A 17862-nucleotide genomic window follows, 5' to 3' on the forward strand; every position below is an offset into this window, starting at 1 on the left:
GCCTATTCATCACCTTCCGCCAGCGCCAGCAGCGTCGCGGTAGCGGCACGCCAGTCCTCCGCATGGGTAATCGCGCTTACCACCGCAATGCTGCCCACGCCGGTGGCCAGCACCTCGGGCGCTCGGGCTATCGAGATCCCGCCAATCGCCACGGCAGGGGTGTCGGTCAGGCGGGCCAGATGCTGTTTCAGCTGCGCAATGCCCTGCGGCGCAGACGGCATCGCTTTGGTCTGCGTCGGAAAAACATGGCCCAGCGCGATGTAAGAGGGCTGGATCGCCAGAGCACGATCCAGTTCAGCATCATCATGGGTCGAGATCCCCAGCCGCAGGCCCGCCTGTTGAATGCGCGTAAGATCGGCGACATCCAGATCCTCCTGACCCAGATGGACGCCATAGGCCTGATGCTTTATCGCCAGCGCCCAGTAATCGTTGATAAACAGGCGTGCATCGTAGCGTTTACCCAGCGCAATTGCCTGCGCAATGGCGGGCTCAGCGATAGCATCGGGCTGGTCTTTTATACGCAGCTGGATGGTGCGGACGCCCGCCTCCAGCAGGCGTGCGATCCAGTCGGGGCTGTCAACCACCGGATAGAGCCCCAGGCGCGGGGCGGTAGCAGGAAATGCAGGCATCGTTAATCCTCCTTCAGGGCATCGGTGGGGTGATAGCGTTCACCGCCGTGGCGGCGAAAACGGTCTGACATCTGCGCCATGCCGACGTCGACAGGCTCGGCGCGTGCATCCTGACGGGCGGCGAATGCGCGCACCTCCTGGGAAATTTTCATCGAGCAGAACTTCGGGCCACACATCGAGCAGAAGTGCGCTACCTTGCCTGACTCCTGTGGCAGGGTTTCATCATGCATCGCCCGGGCGGTCTGAGGATCGAGAGCCAGATTGAACTGGTCTTCCCAGCGGAACTCAAAGCGCGCTTTGGACATGGCGTTATCACGGATCTGAGCGCCCGGATGCCCTTTCGCCAGATCGGCGGCATGGGCTGCGATTTTATAGGTGATCAATCCCTGTTTCACATCCTCCTTGTTCGGCAGGCCCAGATGCTCTTTGGGAGTGACGTAACAGAGCATGGCGCAGCCAAACCAGCCAATCATGGCGGCGCCGATTCCGGAGGTGAAATGGTCATAGCCGGGCGCGATATCGGTGGTCAGCGGGCCTAGCGTGTAGAAGGGGGCTTCATCGCACAGGTCGAGCTGTTCAGTCATGTTGCGGCGGATCATGTGCATCGGCACATGGCCCGGTCCTTCAATCATCACCTGAACGTCATATTCCCAGGCGATGCGGGTCAGCTCGCCCAGGGTGCGCAGCTCGGCAAACTGCGCCTCGTCATTGGCATCCTGAATTGAACCCGGACGTAAACCGTCACCCAGCGACAGGGAGACGTCATAAGCGGCACAGATTTCACAGATTTCCCGGAAATGCTGATAGAGGAAGTTCTCCTGATGGTGCGACAGACACCATTTCGCCATGATCGATCCGCCGCGTGACACGATGCCAGTCAGCCGCTTTGCCGTCATCGGCACATAGCGCAGCAAAACGCCCGCATGGATGGTGAAGTAATCCACGCCCTGTTCCGCCTGTTCAAGCAGCGTGTCCCGGAAGATTGCCCAGTTCAGTGATTCAGCCACGCCATTCACTTTTTCCAGCGCCTGATAAATCGGGACAGTACCGATGGGCACCGGGCTGTTGCGCAGGATCCATTCGCGCGTTTCATGGATATAGCGGCCGGTAGAGAGATCCATCACCGTATCGGCCCCCCAGCGGGTGGACCAGACCAGCTTCTCTACTTCTTCCTCGATGGAAGAGGTCACGGCGGAATTACCGATGTTGGCGTTGACCTTAACCAGAAAGTTACGGCCGATGATCATCGGTTCCGATTCAGGATGGTTGATATTGGCCGGGATAATGGCGCGACCGGCCGCCACCTCCTGACGCACAAATTCGGGCGTGATAGCCGCGGGCAGGTGCGCGCCAAAACTGTGGCCCGGATGCTGCTGTCGCAGCACTTCTCCGCGGATGCGATCCCGGCCCATATTTTCCCGCAGGGCGATGAACTCCATCTCCGGGGTGACGATTCCCCGGCGGGCGTAGTGCAGTTGCGTGACGCGGCGGCCTGCACGGGCGCGTCGCGGCGTTGGCAACTGGTCGAAGCGCAGGTGGTCCAGCCCCTCATCAGCGAGCCGCTGCTGAGTATAGCCGGAGCTGTTCTGACTCAGCGGTTCACTGTCATCGCGTTCAGTAATCCAGCCAGCGCGCAGCTTCGCCAGGCCACGATGCACGTCAATCTGTGCGGCGGAATCGCCATACGGCCCTGCCGTGTCATAAACCGGTACGGCTTCATTCTGCTCATAGAGTGGCGCTTCTTTGCTGCCGCCGGTATGGGTCGGCGTCAGCGCGATTTCCCGCATCGGAACGCGAATATCTTCCCGGCTGCCGGTTATCCAGATACGGCGGGAGCGGGGAAACGCACTGCCACCCCGCAGGGAATGGATAAATTCCTGCGCCTGGGCACGTTGTTCACGACGGGTCATTTTAGGATCAGACATAGCAATCTTCCTGTTAAAGGGAAATGATGCTTGTCCGGAGTTCGGAAGGAGTAAGCGTACAGACAGCGTACAACGGCTGGCAGACAGTGACTGATTACTCTTGTTCCCTTCGCAGGTTCTAACCTGATCAGGTTCCGCGGATCCCGAATTAACGGTCTCAGCCCGACTGGGCACTCCGACAAGAAGCGGTTTTTACGCGGGCGCTTAGCGCGGCCTCAGCGGTAAAAACGTGATATTTCAATGCACAAATAAAAAAGTTCTTTGGCGTCTTTGCCTCAGAACCTGTTCAGCATAAAAGGGCTACCGGATAATCTCAATACCCCTGATGTGAATCGGCCTTATGCCGGACGGGCGATCTGGCTGTCGTTGGCCACTGACGGCGTAGCCAGCTGATTATCCCACGCGAGCTGAATCAGCTTATCTTCCAGCGTAAAGCGGGCTTCCAGCACTTCACCCACTTCAGACAGCGCCTGCTGGAAAGTCATGCAGTTCTCATCATCAATTGCCTGCTGCAGGTGACCATCATACAGCTGCATCAGACGTTCCGTATTCGCTTCCAGCGGCGGATAGATCTGCGCGGCAGCAATCATCGGGCTGTCACCACTCATTTCATTAATGACGCGCTCATAAATACTGAAGTGACCTGCAGAAAGGTAGTCGACCAGACCGTGACAGAAGTTGTCCAGCGCCTGCTCATCCAGACGCGTCAGCGCTTCTTTGTTGGGTTTAAGACCGACGAGGTGATAATAGGTCACCAGCAGCTGCCGACGCGCTTCAAGCCATGAGTCGACCAGTTCATTACTGCCACCTACGCGTTCAGCCAGGACTTCTAACTGGTTAAGCATATCTAACTCCATGTGAGTTATAGTTGTTTATCTACACACTTAACATCAGGGCTTCAGCGTGCGATTTGACGCTAAGGATGACGAAATAAATGCAATGCGAAATCTCAAGCGTAGACGCTGGATGGTGGATTGTCAGCCATGAACAGAAACTTTGGTTGCCACAAGGTGATTTACCCCACGGAAACGCTGAAAAGTTTGGTTTAACGGGCAGTAAAGCCCGGACGATCGGCGAGTGGCAGGGGGAAAAAGTCTGGCTGATTTGTGAGCCGCGTTCAGCAGATATGTTTTCGGTGCGGCAGCTGATCGATCAGGATGTGGAACTGTTTCAGCTGGCCGGGCGCGGCGTGCAGCTGGCAGAGTTCTACCGCTCTCATCGCTGGTGCGGCTACTGCGGGCATGAAATGCATCACAGCAAACATGAGTTTGCCTGTCTGTGCAGTCACTGCCGCGAACGCTACTATCCGCAGATCGCGCCCTGCATCATTGTGGCCATTCGTCGCGGTGATGAAATTCTGCTGGCGAATCATGCCCGGCATCGCAATAAGGTTTATACCGTACTGGCAGGATTTGTCGAAGTCGGCGAAACGCTGGAGCAGGCCGTCGCCCGTGAGGTAATGGAAGAGAGCAATATCCGCATCAAAAACGTTCGTTACGTCACCTCTCAGCCGTGGCCCTTCCCGCAATCGCTGATGACCGCGTTTGTGGCGGAATATGAGAGTGGCGATCTGCAGCACGACGGTAAAGAGCTGCTGGATGCGGCCTGGTTCCGTTTCGACGATTTGCCGCTGCTGCCTCCGCCGGGCACCGTGGCGCGCCGCCTGATTGAAGATACCGTCGCCCTGTGCCGCGCGGAAGCGTGAAAGTGCTACACTACACGCCTGTTATTGAGAGAGTGTTGAGATGAGTGAACTGAAGAACGATCGTTATTTGCGTGCCCTGTTACGTCAGCCGGTCGATGTCACGCCGGTATGGATGATGCGACAAGCCGGGCGCTATTTGCCGGAGTACAAAGCGACGCGCGCCCAGGCGGGCGATTTTATGTCGCTGTGCAAAAACGCCGAGCTGGCCTGTGAAGTCACCCTGCAGCCGCTGCGCCGTTATCCGCTGGATGCCGCCATCCTCTTCAGTGACATCCTGACTATTCCGGATGCGATGGGACTGGGACTCTATTTCGAAGCGGGTGAAGGCCCGCGTTTCGCAAACCCTGTGACCTGCCGCGCGGACGTTGAGCGTTTACCGGTGCCCGATCCGGAAATGGAACTGGGCTATGTGATGAATGCCGTTCGCACCATCCGTAAAAATCTCAACGGCGACCTGCCGCTGATTGGCTTCTCAGGCAGTCCCTGGACGCTGGCGACCTATATGGTCGAAGGCGGCAGCAGCAAGGCCTTTACCCGCATCAAGAAGATGATGTATGCCGAGCCCGCCACGCTGCACGCGATGCTGGACAAGCTGGCCGACAGCGTCATCCTCTATCTCAACGCGCAGATCCGCGCTGGTGCGCAGTCCGTCATGGTGTTTGATACCTGGGGCGGCGTACTGACCGGTCGTGACTACCGAGCGTTCTCACTCCACTACATGCACAAAATTGTCGATGGCCTGCTGCGTGAAAACGACGGCCGCCGTGTGCCGGTGACGCTGTTCACCAAAGGAGGCGGACAGTGGCTGGAAGCGATGGCGGCCACCGGCTGCGATGCGCTGGGTCTCGACTGGACCACCGATATCGATGATGCGCGCCGTCGCGTAGGCGACAAAGTGGCGCTGCAGGGTAACATGGACCCCTCAATGCTCTATGCGGCCCCTGAGCGTATCGAACAGGAAGTGGCGGGTATCCTTGAGCGCTTTGGCGCGGGCACCGGCCACGTCTTTAATCTGGGGCACGGTATTCATCAGGATGTCCCGCCTGAAAATGCCGGCGTCTTTGTGGAGGCGGTACACCGTCTGTCACGTCCCTGGCATCAGGAGTAATCATGGATATTGCCGCACTTCGCGCTGAGCAGCTTCAACGCGCCGCTGACGTGGTGCGTGAGGATGACTTCGACGTGCTGCCGCCCCGCTTTATTGGCGGGGCGGACGTGGGATTCGAGCAGGAAGGCGCGATCACGCGGGCGGCAATGGTCGTGCTGGAATATCCCTCACTGAAGCTGGTGGAACATCGCATCGCCCGTATCGAAACCACGATGCCCTACATTCCGGGCTTCCTCTCGTTCCGGGAATATCCGGCGCTGATGGCGGCGTGGCAGATGCTGGATCAGAAGCCGGACCTGCTGTTTGTGGACGGGCACGGCATCTCCCATCCCAGACGGCTCGGCGTCGCCTCACATTTTGGCCTGCTGGTGGATGTGCCGACGATTGGGGTGGCCAAGCGCCGCCTGTGTGGCCGTTTTGAGGAGCCGGACGCGCAGCCCGGCAGTCGTCAGCCGCTGATCGACAAAGGCGAACAGATAGGCTGGGTCTGGCGCAGCAAGCAACGCTGCAATCCGCTGTTTGTCGCCACCGGTCATCGGGTCAGCCTGGATACTGCGCTGCAGTGGGTCGAAAACTGTACGCGCGGTTACCGTCTGCCGGAACCGACACGCTGGGCGGATGCGGTCGCCTCTAACCGAACCGCTTTCCAGCGCTGGCAAAACGCGCTTTAACACTGTTTGTGCTGCGCTTTTGCAGTTACACTGCGGCCAGCGAAACGAATAAGAGCCACCTTTATGTTACAGAACCCCGTTCATCTGCGTCTGGCAAAGCTGCAAAGCTGGCAGCACCTGACCTTTATGGCCTGCCTGTGCGAACGCATGTATCCCAATTATCATGCGTTCTGCGAGCAGACTGAGTTTGCCGAACCGGCGCTCTATCGTCGTATTCTTGATCTGATCTGGGAAAGCCTGACGGTCAAAGATGCGAAGATTAACTTCGACAGCCAGCTGGAAAAACTTGAAGCCGCCATTCCTGATGGTGATGCGTTTGAGGTTTACGGCGTCTATCCGGCTATCGATGCCTGCGTGGCATTGAGTGAGGTCGTTCATGCGCAGCTGAGCGGGGAAACGCTTGAGCATGCTATTGAAGTCAGCAGGACCTCAATTACCACGGTGGCCATGCTGGAAATGACTCAGGCCGGACGCGAAATGACCGACGAAGAGCTGCGTGAAAACCCGGCTGTCATTGATGAGTGGGACCTTCAGTGGGAGATTTTCCGCCTGCTGGCGGAGTGCGAAGAGCGCGACCTGGAATTGATTAAGGGTCTGCGATCTGACCTGCGTGAAGCGGGAATTAGCAACATCGGTATAAATTTCCAGCAGTAAGGCGATAAAACGTGACTTCAGGCCCGAATTAGCGCGCCTGGAGGCTTCACATCGGCCCCCTCTCTGGTCTACATTTGGGGGGCTGAAAATTGTGGCTATCGGTGCGTGCAGGCAGAAGAGTGCCAGAATATGGCTTTTCCCTCGCACTCGTTGCTTAGCAAGCGATAAATACACTTTAAGGATAACTTATGAACAAGACTCAACTGATTGATGTGATCGCAGAAAAAGCTGACCTGTCTAAAACCCAGGCTAAGGCAGCGCTGGAATCAACTCTGGCTGCGATTACTGAGTCTCTGAAAGATGGTGATGCTGTACAACTGGTTGGTTTTGGTACTTTTAAAGTGAACCACCGCGCTGAGCGTACCGGTCGTAACCCGCAGACTGGCAAAGAGATCAAAATCGCTGCAGCAAACGTACCGGCATTCGTGTCTGGTAAAGCGCTGAAAGACGCCGTTAAGTAAGACGTCGCACTGCGGTTAAGCTTTAAAACAGGGGGCGTTTCGCCCCTTTTGTTTAAGAGGCCTGCCATCATGACCCCGCTGTTTCAGCGTTTATCTGTTCTGTCTCTCTCCCTGTTTCTTTTTGGCTGTAGCGCCACTCCGGATATTCCTCCCTTTTCTGCCAGCGGCTATCTTGCCGATCGCGGCGTCGTGCGTATCTGGCGTAAAAATAACGATCATCAGTCGGTGCATATCCGCACCCTCTATACGCCGTTCAGCGGCGGTGAGGGCGAGGTAACGGACTATGTCTGGCTGGAAGATGCTCTGACCAGCATTCAGCGTCAGGTAAAGGGAAATGCACCTGACGATGTGACTCTGCGCTTTGACCAAACCGGTGGCCTTACCTTTATGCAGCGTCAGCTTGCAGGCCGCCGTGAAGCGGTCAGCCCCGATGCGGTTGAGCTCTATAAGTTTGATGCGCAGCGAATGCGTAACCTCAGCGATGCCCTGCTGAGCGGCCGGGTGTTCCTCAGGCAGGGACACTGGCAGGGAAACGGGATAGTGACACGTTGTGAAGGTCAGCGGGTCAGACCGGCGTTTGACGCTGATGCGCTGCAGAGGCTGACACAGCAGCAGAGTCATGCCCGGACACCGCTGATGGTGTCATGGCTTGAAGCGCCAGAAGGCGTTCAGCTGTTGCGGATGAGCCAGCAGGATGCGTGCTCACAGCAGCCGACAGAAGACGATATGTGAAGGGAAAGGGGGGCACCGGGTGCCCCCTGAACTTATTTGCGATTAATGGCGCGGTAGCCGATATCGCGACGGCAGAAACTGCCCTGCCAGGAGATAGGCTTCGTCAGTTCATAGGCACGCTGTTGAGCAGCTGCCACATCCTCACCCAGCGCGGTGACACAGAGCACGCGGCCGCCGTTCGTCAGCACCCGGTCCTCTTCCAGACGGGTGCCGGCGTGGAAGACTTTGCCATCCGTAACCTCTTCCAGCGGCAGACCATGGATCTGATCGCCCTGTGCGTAGTCGCCCGGATAACCCCCTGCCGCCAGCACCACGCCCAGCGCAGGGCGGGGATCCCAGTCCGACGTTTTTTGATCCAGCGTCCCTTCGCAGGCGGCCAGGCAAAGATCGACCAGATCCGACTGCAGGCGCAGCATGATCGGCTGTGTTTCCGGATCGCCAAAGCGACAGTTGAATTCGATCACTTTCGGCTGGCCGGTGTGATCGATCATCAGGCCGGCATAGAGAAAACCGGTGTAGACGTTGCCTTCAGCGGCCATGCCACGCACGGTCGGCCAGATAACCTGATCCATGACGCGCTGGTGGATCTCATCCGTCACTACCGGAGCCGGTGAGTAAGCGCCCATTCCGCCGGTATTCGGTCCGGTGTCGCCATCGCCCACACGTTTATGGTCCTGGCTGGTAGCCATCGGCAGCACATGCTCGCCATCGACCATCACGATAAAGCTGGCTTCTTCGCCTTCAAGGAACTCTTCGATCACGATACGGTGTCCGGCATCGCCAAAGGCGTTACCGGCCAGCATATCCTGCACCGCCTCTTCAGCTTCCTGCAGCGTCATCGCCACAATCACGCCTTTACCCGCGGCCAGGCCGTCAGCCTTAATGACGATGGGTGCGCCTTTCTCGCGCAGCCAGGCCAGCGCCGGCTCGACTTCAGTGAAATTCTGGTAAGCGGCGCTGGGGATCTGATGACGCGCCAGGAAGTCCTTGGTAAAGGCTTTCGAACCTTCCAGCTGTGCTGCGGCCTGGGTAGGGCCAAAGATATTGAGTCCGGCCTCACGGAAGGCATCGACCACGCCAATCACCAGCGGCGCTTCCGGCCCGACGATTGTCAGATCGATCTTTTCGCGCTGTGCAAACTCAAGCAGGGCAGGGATATCGGTCGCACTGATGGCGACATTCTGCAGTGCCGGCTCCAGTGCCGTTCCGGCGTTACCCGGTGCAACGAACACGGTTTCCGCCAGCGGCGACTGAGCGGCTTTCCAGGCCAGCGCATGTTCACGTCCGCCATTGCCGATTACTAAAATTCTCATCTGTTACTCTCCGGAGTGATTAATGGCGGAAATGACGCATGTCGGTGAAGATCATGGCAATGCCATGCTCATCTGCGGCGGCAATCACTTCTTCATCGCGGATAGAGCCGCCAGGCTGGATCACACAGCTCACACCGACGGCGGCTGCAGCATCAATACCGTCGCGGAAGGGGAAGAACGCATCCGAAGCCATCGCCGAGCCTTTGACTTCCAGACCTTCATCACCGGCTTTGATACCCGCAATCTTAGCCGAGTAGACGCGACTCATCTGCCCGGCGCCGATACCGATAGTCATGCCGTCACGTGCATAAACGATGGCATTCGATTTCACAAACTTGGCGACCTTCCAGCAGAACAAAGCATCACGCAGCTCCTGCTCTGACGGCTGACGCTTGCTCACCACGCGCAGCTGGCTGGCGTCGACCATACCAAGATCGCGATCCTGAACCAGCAGGCCGCCATTTACGCGTTTGAAATCCAGCGCAGCCGTGCGGTTCTGCCACTGACCGCAGATCAGCACACGGACGTTCTGCTTGGCGGCAGTGATTTTCAGCGCTGCCTCGGAAACGGCCGGTGCGATGATCACCTCGACGAACTGGCGACTGATAATCGCCTGCGCTGTGGCTTCATCCAGCTCACGGTTAAAGGCGATGATGCCACCGAATGCGGAGGTCGGGTCGGTCTGGTAAGCGCGATCATAAGCTGACAGCAGACTGTCACCGGTTGCCACGCCGCAGGGGTTGGCATGCTTGACGATAACGCAGGCAGGCTCGCTGAACTCTTTCACACACTCCAGCGCCGCGTCTGTGTCAGCAATATTATTATAGGAGAGCGCCTTGCCCTGAACCTGCTGCGCCGTCGCTACCGACGCTTCAGCAATGTTCTCTTCTATATAGAAGGCGGCATCCTGATGGCTGTTTTCGCCGTAGCGCATATCCTGCTTCTTGATGAAGTTCAGATTCAGAGTACGGGGGAAGCGACCGGCGGGCTGATGACGTTCGCCGTGATAGGCGGGCACCAGGCTGCCGAAGTAGTTAGCGATCATACTGTCGTACGAGGCGGTATGTTCAAACGCCTTAATCGCCAGGTCAAAACGGGTCTCAAGCGTCAGGCCATTTTCGTGGGCATCCATCTCAGCGATGATCGCCTCGTAGTCGCCACTGCTGACCACGATAGCCACATCCTTATGGTTCTTGGCAGCCGAGCGCACCATCGTCGGGCCACCGATATCGATATTCTCTACGGCATCTTCCAGTGAGCAACCTTCACGGGCAACCGTCTGTGCAAAGGGATAAAGGTTAACGACCACCATGTCGATTGGGCTGATGTCATGCTGCGCCATGATGGCATCATCCTGGCCGCGACGACCTAAAATGCCGCCATGCACTTTCGGATGCAGGGTTTTAACGCGTCCATCCATCATTTCCGGGAAGCCGGTGTAGTCAGAGACTTCTGTGACAGCCAGACCCGCTTCCGCCAGCAGGCGAGCGGTGCCACCTGTAGAGAGCAGTTCGACACCGCGGTGGGAGAGCGCCTGAGCAAATTCGAGGATACCGGCTTTATCAGAAACACTGAGCAAGGCGCGGCGTACAGGACGAGGTTGTTGCATGGTGGTTTATCCCTTGGCTTTGTTTCGCGTATATAAGAGCGTTACATCAGGCTTTAGCATGTTTTTCGCTTCTCTATAAGAAGTAAAAAATTAAAAACCTCAGGTAACGCCCCGAAAAGGGGTATCCGTAACGATGCCCGGCATTGTAGCGAAAACGTTTGCGTGATGCTCGTCTAAATTTATTACGCCGGTGAGTGTGGATAACATTGTGTGTAACTGCGTATAACAGCGGCTTTTGCTGTGGAATGCAGCGAACACGCTTTTTTATGCAATTTATGGGTTGCGCCGCCGGAACAACTCCCTATAATGCGCATCCATCGACACGGCACACCGGCAACGGGAAGCGTGCTGAGAGGTTCAGGAGACTGACCCGCCGGAGAAAAACTTCTGAAAAAGAGGTTGACTCTGAAGGAGGAAAGCGTAATATACGCCACCTCGCGACAGGACGCTAACGCACTGTTCGCGCTGCTCTTTAACAATTTATCAGACAATCTGTGTGGGCACTCGCAGGATTGATATCAGCGTCTCCGGACGCAAAAAAATATCAAGTCTCACGAGTGAACACATAATGACATTCATTATGACGTTTTACAGATGAGCATCGCTGCACTGGTTGCAGCAAATCAAACTTTAAATTGAAGAGTTTGATCATGGCTCAGATTGAACGCTGGCGGCAGGCCTAACACATGCAAGTCGGACGGTAGCACAGAGGAGCTTGCTCCTTGGGTGACGAGTGGCGGACGGGTGAGTAATGTCTGGGGATCTGCCCGATAGAGGGGGATAACCACTGGAAACGGTGGCTAATACCGCATAACGTCGCAAGACCAAAGAGGGGGACCTTCGGGCCTCTCACTATCGGATGAACCCAGATGGGATTAGCTAGTAGGCGGGGTAATGGCCCACCTAGGCGACGATCCCTAGCTGGTCTGAGAGGATGACCAGCCACACTGGAACTGAGACACGGTCCAGACTCCTACGGGAGGCAGCAGTGGGGAATATTGCACAATGGGCGCAAGCCTGATGCAGCCATGCCGCGTGTATGAAGAAGGCCTTCGGGTTGTAAAGTACTTTCAGCGGGGAGGAAGGCGGTGCGGTTAATAACCGCGCCGATTGACGTTACCCGCAGAAGAAGCACCGGCTAACTCCGTGCCAGCAGCCGCGGTAATACGGAGGGTGCAAGCGTTAATCGGAATTACTGGGCGTAAAGCGCACGCAGGCGGTCTGTTAAGTCAGATGTGAAATCCCCGGGCTTAACCTGGGAACTGCATTTGAAACTGGCAGGCTTGAGTCTCGTAGAGGGGGGTAGAATTCCAGGTGTAGCGGTGAAATGCGTAGAGATCTGGAGGAATACCGGTGGCGAAGGCGGCCCCCTGGACGAAGACTGACGCTCAGGTGCGAAAGCGTGGGGAGCAAACAGGATTAGATACCCTGGTAGTCCACGCCGTAAACGATGTCGACTTGGAGGCTGTGCCCTTGAGGCGTGGCTTCCGGAGCTAACGCGTTAAGTCGACCGCCTGGGGAGTACGGCCGCAAGGTTAAAACTCAAATGAATTGACGGGGGCCCGCACAAGCGGTGGAGCATGTGGTTTAATTCGATGCAACGCGAAGAACCTTACCTACTCTTGACATCCAGCGAACTTTCCAGAGATGGATTGGTGCCTTCGGGAACGCTGAGACAGGTGCTGCATGGCTGTCGTCAGCTCGTGTTGTGAAATGTTGGGTTAAGTCCCGCAACGAGCGCAACCCTTATCCTTTGTTGCCAGCGATTCGGTCGGGAACTCAAAGGAGACTGCCGGTGATAAACCGGAGGAAGGTGGGGATGACGTCAAGTCATCATGGCCCTTACGAGTAGGGCTACACACGTGCTACAATGGCGCATACAAAGAGAAGCGACCTCGCGAGAGCAAGCGGACCTCACAAAGTGCGTCGTAGTCCGGATCGGAGTCTGCAACTCGACTCCGTGAAGTCGGAATCGCTAGTAATCGTGGATCAGAATGCCACGGTGAATACGTTCCCGGGCCTTGTACACACCGCCCGTCACACCATGGGAGTGGGTTGCAAAAGAAGTAGGTAGCTTAACCTTCGGGAGGGCGCTTACCACTTTGTGATTCATGACTGGGGTGAAGTCGTAACAAGGTAACCGTAGGGGAACCTGCGGTTGGATCACCTCCTTACCTTAAGATACAGTCCCGCGCAGTGCTCACACAGATTGTCTGATAAAAAGTAACGAGCAGAAAAAACCTCTACAGGCTTGTAGCTCAGGTGGTTAGAGCGCACCCCTGATAAGGGTGAGGTCGGTGGTTCAAGTCCACTCAGGCCTACCAAATTCGCACTCACGCTGCGTTATGTCTCCGGCTCGCATAGTTCACTATGCTTCGCGAAGACATGCCTTGCCTGAGCACGAATTGCACTTCTCACGAAGTGTACTCGGTTGAACGTAGTGGTCTCTGCAGTAACTGTATGGGGCTATAGCTCAGCTGGGAGAGCGCCTGCCTTGCACGCAGGAGGTCAGCGGTTCGATCCCGCTTAGCTCCACCATACCGTTTTAACTGTTTTTTCTGAAATACCTCAGAGCGTACCGGCAACGGTGTGCTGTGACGTATTATGCTCTTTAACAATCCGGAACAAGCTGAAAATTGAAACGACGCGTCGCTTTCATTCTCCGTAATAAGAATGAAAAAGGCGATGCGTACGAGTCTCTCAAATGCTTGCAGTCCGCAGCGTGAAAAACGCCTGTGGGTTGTGAGGTTAAGCGACTAAGCGTACACGGTGGATGCCCAGGCAGTCAGAGGCGATGAAGGACGTGCTAATCTGCGTAAAGCGACGGTAAGGTGATATGAACCGCTACAGCCGTCGATGTCCGAATGGGGAAACCCGGTGCACTCTGTGCATCATTGCAGCATGAATACATAGTGCTGCAAGGCGAACCGGGGGAACTGAAACATCTAAGTACCCCGAGGAAAAGAAATCAACCGAGATTCCCCCAGTAGCGGCGAGCGAACGGGGAGCAGCCCAGAGCCTGAATCAGCCTGTGTGTTAGTGGAAGCGTCTGGAAAGTCGCAGGGTACAGGGTGATACTCCCGTACACAAAAGCACACACGCTGTGAGCTCGATGAGTAAGGCGGGACACGTGGTATCCTGTCTGAATATGGGGGGACCATCCTCCAAGGCTAAATACTCCTGACTGACCGATAGTGAACCAGTACCGTGAGGGAAAGGCGAAAAGAACCCCGGCGAGGGGAGTGAAAAAGAACCTGAAACCGTGTACGTACAAGCAGTGGGAGCCTCTTTTATGGGGTGACTGCGTACCTTTTGTATAATGGGTCAGCGACTTATATTCTGTAGCAAGGTTAACCGTATAGGGGAGCCGCAGGGAAACCGAGTCTTAACTGGGCGTTAAGTTGCAGGGTATAGACCCGAAACCCGGTGATCTAGCCATGGGCAGGTTGAAGGTTGGGTAACACTAACTGGAGGACCGAACCGACTAATGTTGAAAAATTAGCGGATGACCTGTGGCTGGGGGTGAAAGGCCAATCAAACCGGGAGATAGCTGGTTCTCCCCGAAAGCTATTTAGGTAGCGCCTCGTGAACTCATCTCCGGGGGTAGAGCACTGTTTCGGCTAGGGGGCCATCCCGGCTTACCAACCCGATGCAAACTGCGAATACCGGAGAATGTTATCACGGGAGACACACGGCGGGTGCTAACGTCCGTCGTGAAGAGGGAAACAACCCAGACCGCCAGCTAAGGTCCCAAAGTCATGGTTAAGTGGGAAACGATGTGGGAAGGCACAGACAGCCAGGATGTTGGCTTAGAAGCAGCCATCATTTAAAGAAAGCGTAATAGCTCACTGGTCGAGTCGGCCTGCGCGGAAGATGTAACGGGGCTAAACCATGCACCGAAGCTGCGGCAGCAGTAGCAATACTGTTGGGTAGGGGAGCGTTCTGTAAGCCGTCGAAGGTGTGCTGTGAGGCATGCTGGAGGTATCAGAAGTGCGAATGCTGACATAAGTAACGATAAAGCGGGTGAAAAGCCCGCTCGCCGGAAGACCAAGGGTTCCTGTTCAACGTTAATCGGAGCAGGGTGAGTCGACCCCTAAGGCGAGGCCGAAAGGCGTAGTCGATGGGAAACAGGTTAATATTCCTGTACTCGGTGTTACTGCGAAGGGGGGACGGAGAAGGCTATATCAGCCGGGCGACGGTTGTCCCGGTTTAAGCGTGTAGGTGTGTGTTCCAGGCAAATCCGGTTCACTTTACACTGAGGCGTGACGACGAGGCACTACGGTGCTGAAGTGATAAATGCCCTGCTTCCAGGAAAAGCCTCTAAGCATCAGGTAACACAGAATCGTACCCCAAACCGACACAGGTGGTCAGGTAGAGAATACCAAGGCGCTTGAGAGAACTCGGGTGAAGGAACTAGGCAAAATGGTGCCGTAACTTCGGGAGAAGGCACGCTGGCGCGTAGGTGAAGGGACTTGCTCCCGGAGCTGAAGCCAGTCGAAGATACCAGCTGGCTGCAACTGTTTATTAAAAACACAGCACTGTGCAAACACGAAAGTGGACGTATACGGTGTGACGCCTGCCCGGTGCCGGAAGGTTAATTGATGGGGTTATCCGTAAGGAGAAGCTCCTGATCGAAGCCCCGGTAAACGGCGGCCGTAACTATAACGGTCCTAAGGTAGCGAAATTCCTTGTCGGGTAAGTTCCGACCTGCACGAATGGCGTAATGATGGCCAGGCTGTCTCCACCCGAGACTCAGTGAAATTGAACTCGCTGTGAAGATGCAGTGTACCCGCGGCAAGACGGAAAGACCCCGTGAACCTTTACTACAGCTTGACACTGAACATTGAGCCTTGATGTGTAGGATAGGTGGGAGGCTTTGAAGCGCGGACGCCAGTCTGCGTGGAGCCATCCTTGAAATACCACCCTTTAATGTTTGATGTTCTAACGTGGCCCCGTGATCCGGGGTGCGGACAGTGTCTGGTGGGTAGTTTGACTGGGGCGGTCTCCTCCCAAAGAGTAACGGAGGAGCACGAAGGTCAGCTAATCACGGTCGGACATCGTGAGGTTAGTGCAATGGCATAAGCTGGCTTGACTGCGAGAGTGACGGCTCGAGCAGGTGCGAAAGCAGGTCATAGTGATCCGGTGGTTCTGAATGGAAGGGCCATCGCTCAACGGATAAAAGGTACTCCGGGGATAACAGGCTGATACCGCCCAAGAGTTCATATCGACGGCGGTGTTTGGCACCTCGATGTCGGCTCATCACATCCTGGGGCTGAAGTAGGTCCCAAGGGTACGGCTGTTCGCCGTTTAAAGTGGTACGCGAGCTGGGTTTAGAACGTCGTGAGACAGTTCGGTCCCTATCTGCCGTGGGCGCTGGAGAATTGAGGGGGGTTGCTCCTAGTACGAGAGGACCGGAGTGAACGCACCGCTGGTGTTCGGGTTGTCATGCCAATGGCACTGCCCGGTAGCTAAGTGCGGAAAAGATAAGTGCTGAAAGCATCTAAGCACGAAACTTGCCCCGAGATGAGTTCTCCCTGACCCTTTGAGGGTCCTGAAGGGACGTTGAAGACGACGACGTTGATAGGCCGGGTGTGTAAGCGCAGCGATGCGTTGAGCTAACCGGTACTAATGACCCGTGAGGCTTAACCTTACAACGCCAGAGGCGTTTTTGAGAGACGATTTTCAGCCTGAACCGGATAAGTCTGCGCGGCCCCAGGGCGGCGCGGAAGACAGAATCTGCCTGGCGGCTTTAGCGCGGTGGTCCCACCTGACCCCATGCCGAACTCAGAAGTGAAACGCCGTAGCGCCGATGGTAGTGTGGGGCCTCCCCATGCGAGAGTAGGGAACTGCCAGGCATTGTATAAGTGAAGAAGCCCCGCACGCGAGTGCGGGGCTTTTTTACGTCTGTAGTCTGCCCGTTTAAAACTGAAACATTTTCATTTTCTGCATCAAACCTCGACAATCCCGACCGATCAGGCTAATGTTGGGCATCCAGATGTCTAAACGTTTATATGGTTGCAAGAGGTGCGCAGGCTATGCCAATCAGGATCCCCGACGAATTACCGGCAGTGAATTTTTTACGCGATGAAAACGTCTTTGTGATGACCTCGTCGCGCGCCAGTGTTCAGGAGATTCGCCCGCTTAAAGTGCTCATACTGAATCTGATGCCGAAAAAGATCGAAACCGAAAATCAGTTTCTGCGTCTGCTGTCCAACTCGCCACTCCAAATCGATATACAGCTGCTGCGTATCGATAGCCGCGAGTCACGTAATACGCCCTCTGAACACCTTAATAACTTCTACTGCAATTTTGAAGATATCCAGCATGACAACTACGACGGCTTAATCGTTACAGGTGCGCCACTCGGGCTGGTCGATTTCAATGATGTCGCCTACTGGCCACAGATCCAGCGCGTACTGCACTGGGCAAACGAGCATGTCACCTCCACCCTGTTTGTCTGCTGGGCGGTGCAGGCCGCACTCAATATTCTGTATGGGATTCCTAAGCAAACCCGGCATAACAAACTGTCGGGCGTCTATGAGCATCAGATACTGCATCCTCATGCCTTACTGACGCGGGGGTTTGATGATAATTTCCTGGCACCCCATTCACGTTATGCGGATTTTCCTTCCCAGCTGATCAGGGATTACACCGATCTCGAGCTGTTTGCTGAATCAGAACAGACGGGTGCTTATCTGATGGCGAGCAGGGACAAACGTCTGGTATTTGTTACCGGCCATCCGGAGTATGACGCCCTGACGTTATCGGGTGAGTATCATCGTGATTATGAAGCGGGCGTAAATCCGGACGTTCCCCATAACTACTTCCCACAGGATAATCCGGCCCTGCCACCGCGTGCGACATGGCGTAGTCATGGCAACCTGCTGTTCTCTAACTGGCTCAACTACTACGTTTACCAGATTACGCCATTCGATCTGCGTCACATGAACCCGACGCTGGAATAGGCCCGCTCCGGGATCAACTGAACCGTGTTAGCCGCTGGCAGCACGGTTTTTTTTCGCCTGTACGTCACGGCTGAAAAGGCTTCTTTTACC

12 protein-coding genes, 2 tRNA genes, 3 rRNA genes and 1 riboswitch are annotated in these 17862 nt (G+C 55.9%); of the genes, 12 read left to right on the forward strand and 5 right to left on the reverse strand.

The annotated features are described in order from the left end of the window. Positions 1-2 precede the first annotated feature (2 nt). The 3 genes from thiE to rsd all read right to left on the reverse strand — a co-directional run bounded on the left by thiE (position 3) and on the right by rsd (position 3399). A complete protein-coding gene (gene thiE / locus ACLHDD_RS16535) occupies positions 3-629 on the reverse strand; it encodes a thiamine phosphate synthase (RefSeq protein WP_427104922.1) in 627 nt (208 codons plus the stop codon). Between the two features lie 2 nt (positions 630-631). Then, positions 632-2554, reverse strand: a complete 1923-nt coding sequence (thiC, locus tag ACLHDD_RS16540) for a phosphomethylpyrimidine synthase ThiC (protein WP_427104923.1) — start codon at positions 2552-2554, stop codon at positions 632-634. 87 nt (positions 2555-2641) lie between these two features. Next, positions 2642-2742, reverse strand: a riboswitch (TPP riboswitch). A gap of 150 nt (positions 2743-2892) precedes the next feature. Next, positions 2893-3399, reverse strand: coding sequence for a sigma D regulator (gene rsd / locus ACLHDD_RS16545; protein WP_427104924.1), 507 nt, complete (start codon positions 3397-3399; stop codon positions 2893-2895). An 89-nt stretch (positions 3400-3488) separates the two neighbouring features. Here rsd and nudC point away from each other — a divergent pair, with 89 nt between their 5' ends. The 6 genes from nudC to ACLHDD_RS16575 all read left to right on the forward strand — a co-directional run bounded on the left by nudC (position 3489) and on the right by ACLHDD_RS16575 (position 7885). Next, positions 3489-4259 (forward strand): NAD(+) diphosphatase, encoded by a 771-nt coding sequence (nudC, locus tag ACLHDD_RS16550; protein ID WP_427104925.1) that lies wholly within the window; start codon positions 3489-3491, stop codon positions 4257-4259. A gap of 40 nt (positions 4260-4299) precedes the next feature. After that, positions 4300-5367 (forward strand): uroporphyrinogen decarboxylase, encoded by a 1068-nt coding sequence (hemE, locus tag ACLHDD_RS16555; protein ID WP_427104926.1) that lies wholly within the window; start codon positions 4300-4302, stop codon positions 5365-5367. A gap of 2 nt (positions 5368-5369) precedes the next feature. Beyond that, complete coding sequence (nfi, locus tag ACLHDD_RS16560; protein ID WP_427104927.1) at positions 5370-6038, forward strand: deoxyribonuclease V; 669 nt, start codon at positions 5370-5372, stop codon at positions 6036-6038. Between the two features lie 63 nt (positions 6039-6101). Further along, positions 6102-6692 (forward strand): YjaG family protein, encoded by a 591-nt coding sequence (locus tag ACLHDD_RS16565; protein WP_111141241.1) that lies wholly within the window; start codon positions 6102-6104, stop codon positions 6690-6692. Positions 6693-6880: 188 nt separating this feature from the next. Further along, positions 6881-7153, forward strand: a complete 273-nt coding sequence (hupA, locus tag ACLHDD_RS16570; RefSeq protein WP_003850136.1) for a nucleoid-associated protein HU-alpha — start codon at positions 6881-6883, stop codon at positions 7151-7153. A gap of 69 nt (positions 7154-7222) precedes the next feature. Beyond that, entirely contained in the window at positions 7223-7885 is a 663-nt protein-coding gene (locus ACLHDD_RS16575) for a DUF1481 domain-containing protein (protein ID WP_427104928.1), read from the forward strand. 32 nt (positions 7886-7917) lie between these two features. Here the strand turns inward: ACLHDD_RS16575 and purD are convergent, their stop codons facing one another. Together purD and purH are read right to left on the reverse strand one after the other, a co-directional pair. After that, entirely contained in the window at positions 7918-9198 is a 1281-nt protein-coding gene (purD, locus tag ACLHDD_RS16580; protein ID WP_427104929.1) for a phosphoribosylamine--glycine ligase, read from the reverse strand. Between the two features lie 19 nt (positions 9199-9217). Next, positions 9218-10807, reverse strand: a complete 1590-nt coding sequence (purH, locus tag ACLHDD_RS16585; RefSeq protein ID WP_427104930.1) for a bifunctional phosphoribosylaminoimidazolecarboxamide formyltransferase/IMP cyclohydrolase — start codon at positions 10805-10807, stop codon at positions 9218-9220. Between the two features lie 632 nt (positions 10808-11439). On the opposite strand from purH, the gene ACLHDD_RS16590 reads away from it, so the two are divergent. The 6 genes from ACLHDD_RS16590 (at position 11440) to metA (ending at position 17772) form a co-directional block, all read left to right on the forward strand. Further along, positions 11440-12981, forward strand: a 16S ribosomal RNA gene (locus tag ACLHDD_RS16590). A gap of 73 nt (positions 12982-13054) precedes the next feature. Next, a tRNA-Ile gene (locus ACLHDD_RS16595) sits at positions 13055-13131 on the forward strand. 138 nt (positions 13132-13269) lie between these two features. Next, a tRNA-Ala gene (locus ACLHDD_RS16600) sits at positions 13270-13345 on the forward strand. Positions 13346-13553: 208 nt separating this feature from the next. After that, a 23S ribosomal RNA gene (locus ACLHDD_RS16605) occupies positions 13554-16457 on the forward strand. A gap of 89 nt (positions 16458-16546) precedes the next feature. After that, a 5S ribosomal RNA gene (rrf, locus tag ACLHDD_RS16610) occupies positions 16547-16662 on the forward strand. Together the 16S, 23S and 5S rRNA genes with 2 tRNA genes alongside form the textbook arrangement of a ribosomal RNA operon. Positions 16663-16842: 180 nt before the next feature. Continuing rightward, complete coding sequence (gene metA / locus ACLHDD_RS16615) at positions 16843-17772, forward strand: homoserine O-succinyltransferase MetA (RefSeq protein ID WP_427104931.1); 930 nt, start codon at positions 16843-16845, stop codon at positions 17770-17772. Positions 17773-17862: the final 90 nt, after the last annotated feature.

The organism is Pantoea sp. NSTU24 (assembly GCF_050157905.1).
In the GTDB taxonomy this organism is placed as follows: Bacteria; Pseudomonadota; Gammaproteobacteria; order Enterobacterales; family Enterobacteriaceae; genus Pantoea.

Bases quoted from the DNA above. Each gene is read 5' to 3' on its own strand.
- thiE (WP_427104922.1), bottom strand. From the start codon at position 629: ATGCCTGCATTTCCTGCTACCGCCCCGCGCCTGGGGCTCTATCCGGTG.
- thiC (WP_427104923.1), bottom strand. From the start codon at position 2,554: ATGTCTGATCCTAAAATGACCCGTCGTGAACAACGTGCCCAGGCGCAG.
- rsd (WP_427104924.1), bottom strand. From the start codon at position 3,399: ATGCTTAACCAGTTAGAAGTCCTGGCTGAACGCGTAGGTGGCAGTAAT.
- nudC (WP_427104925.1), top strand. From the start codon at position 3,489: ATGCAATGCGAAATCTCAAGCGTAGACGCTGGATGGTGGATTGTCAGC.
- hemE (WP_427104926.1), top strand. From the start codon at position 4,300: ATGAGTGAACTGAAGAACGATCGTTATTTGCGTGCCCTGTTACGTCAG.
- nfi (WP_427104927.1), top strand. From the start codon at position 5,370: ATGGATATTGCCGCACTTCGCGCTGAGCAGCTTCAACGCGCCGCTGAC.
- ACLHDD_RS16565 (WP_111141241.1), top strand. From the start codon at position 6,102: ATGTTACAGAACCCCGTTCATCTGCGTCTGGCAAAGCTGCAAAGCTGG.
- hupA (WP_003850136.1), top strand. From the start codon at position 6,881: ATGAACAAGACTCAACTGATTGATGTGATCGCAGAAAAAGCTGACCTG.
- ACLHDD_RS16575 (WP_427104928.1), top strand. From the start codon at position 7,223: ATGACCCCGCTGTTTCAGCGTTTATCTGTTCTGTCTCTCTCCCTGTTT.
- purD (WP_427104929.1), bottom strand. From the start codon at position 9,198: ATGAGAATTTTAGTAATCGGCAATGGCGGACGTGAACATGCGCTGGCC.
- purH (WP_427104930.1), bottom strand. From the start codon at position 10,807: ATGCAACAACCTCGTCCTGTACGCCGCGCCTTGCTCAGTGTTTCTGAT.
- metA (WP_427104931.1), top strand. From the start codon at position 16,843: ATGCCAATCAGGATCCCCGACGAATTACCGGCAGTGAATTTTTTACGC.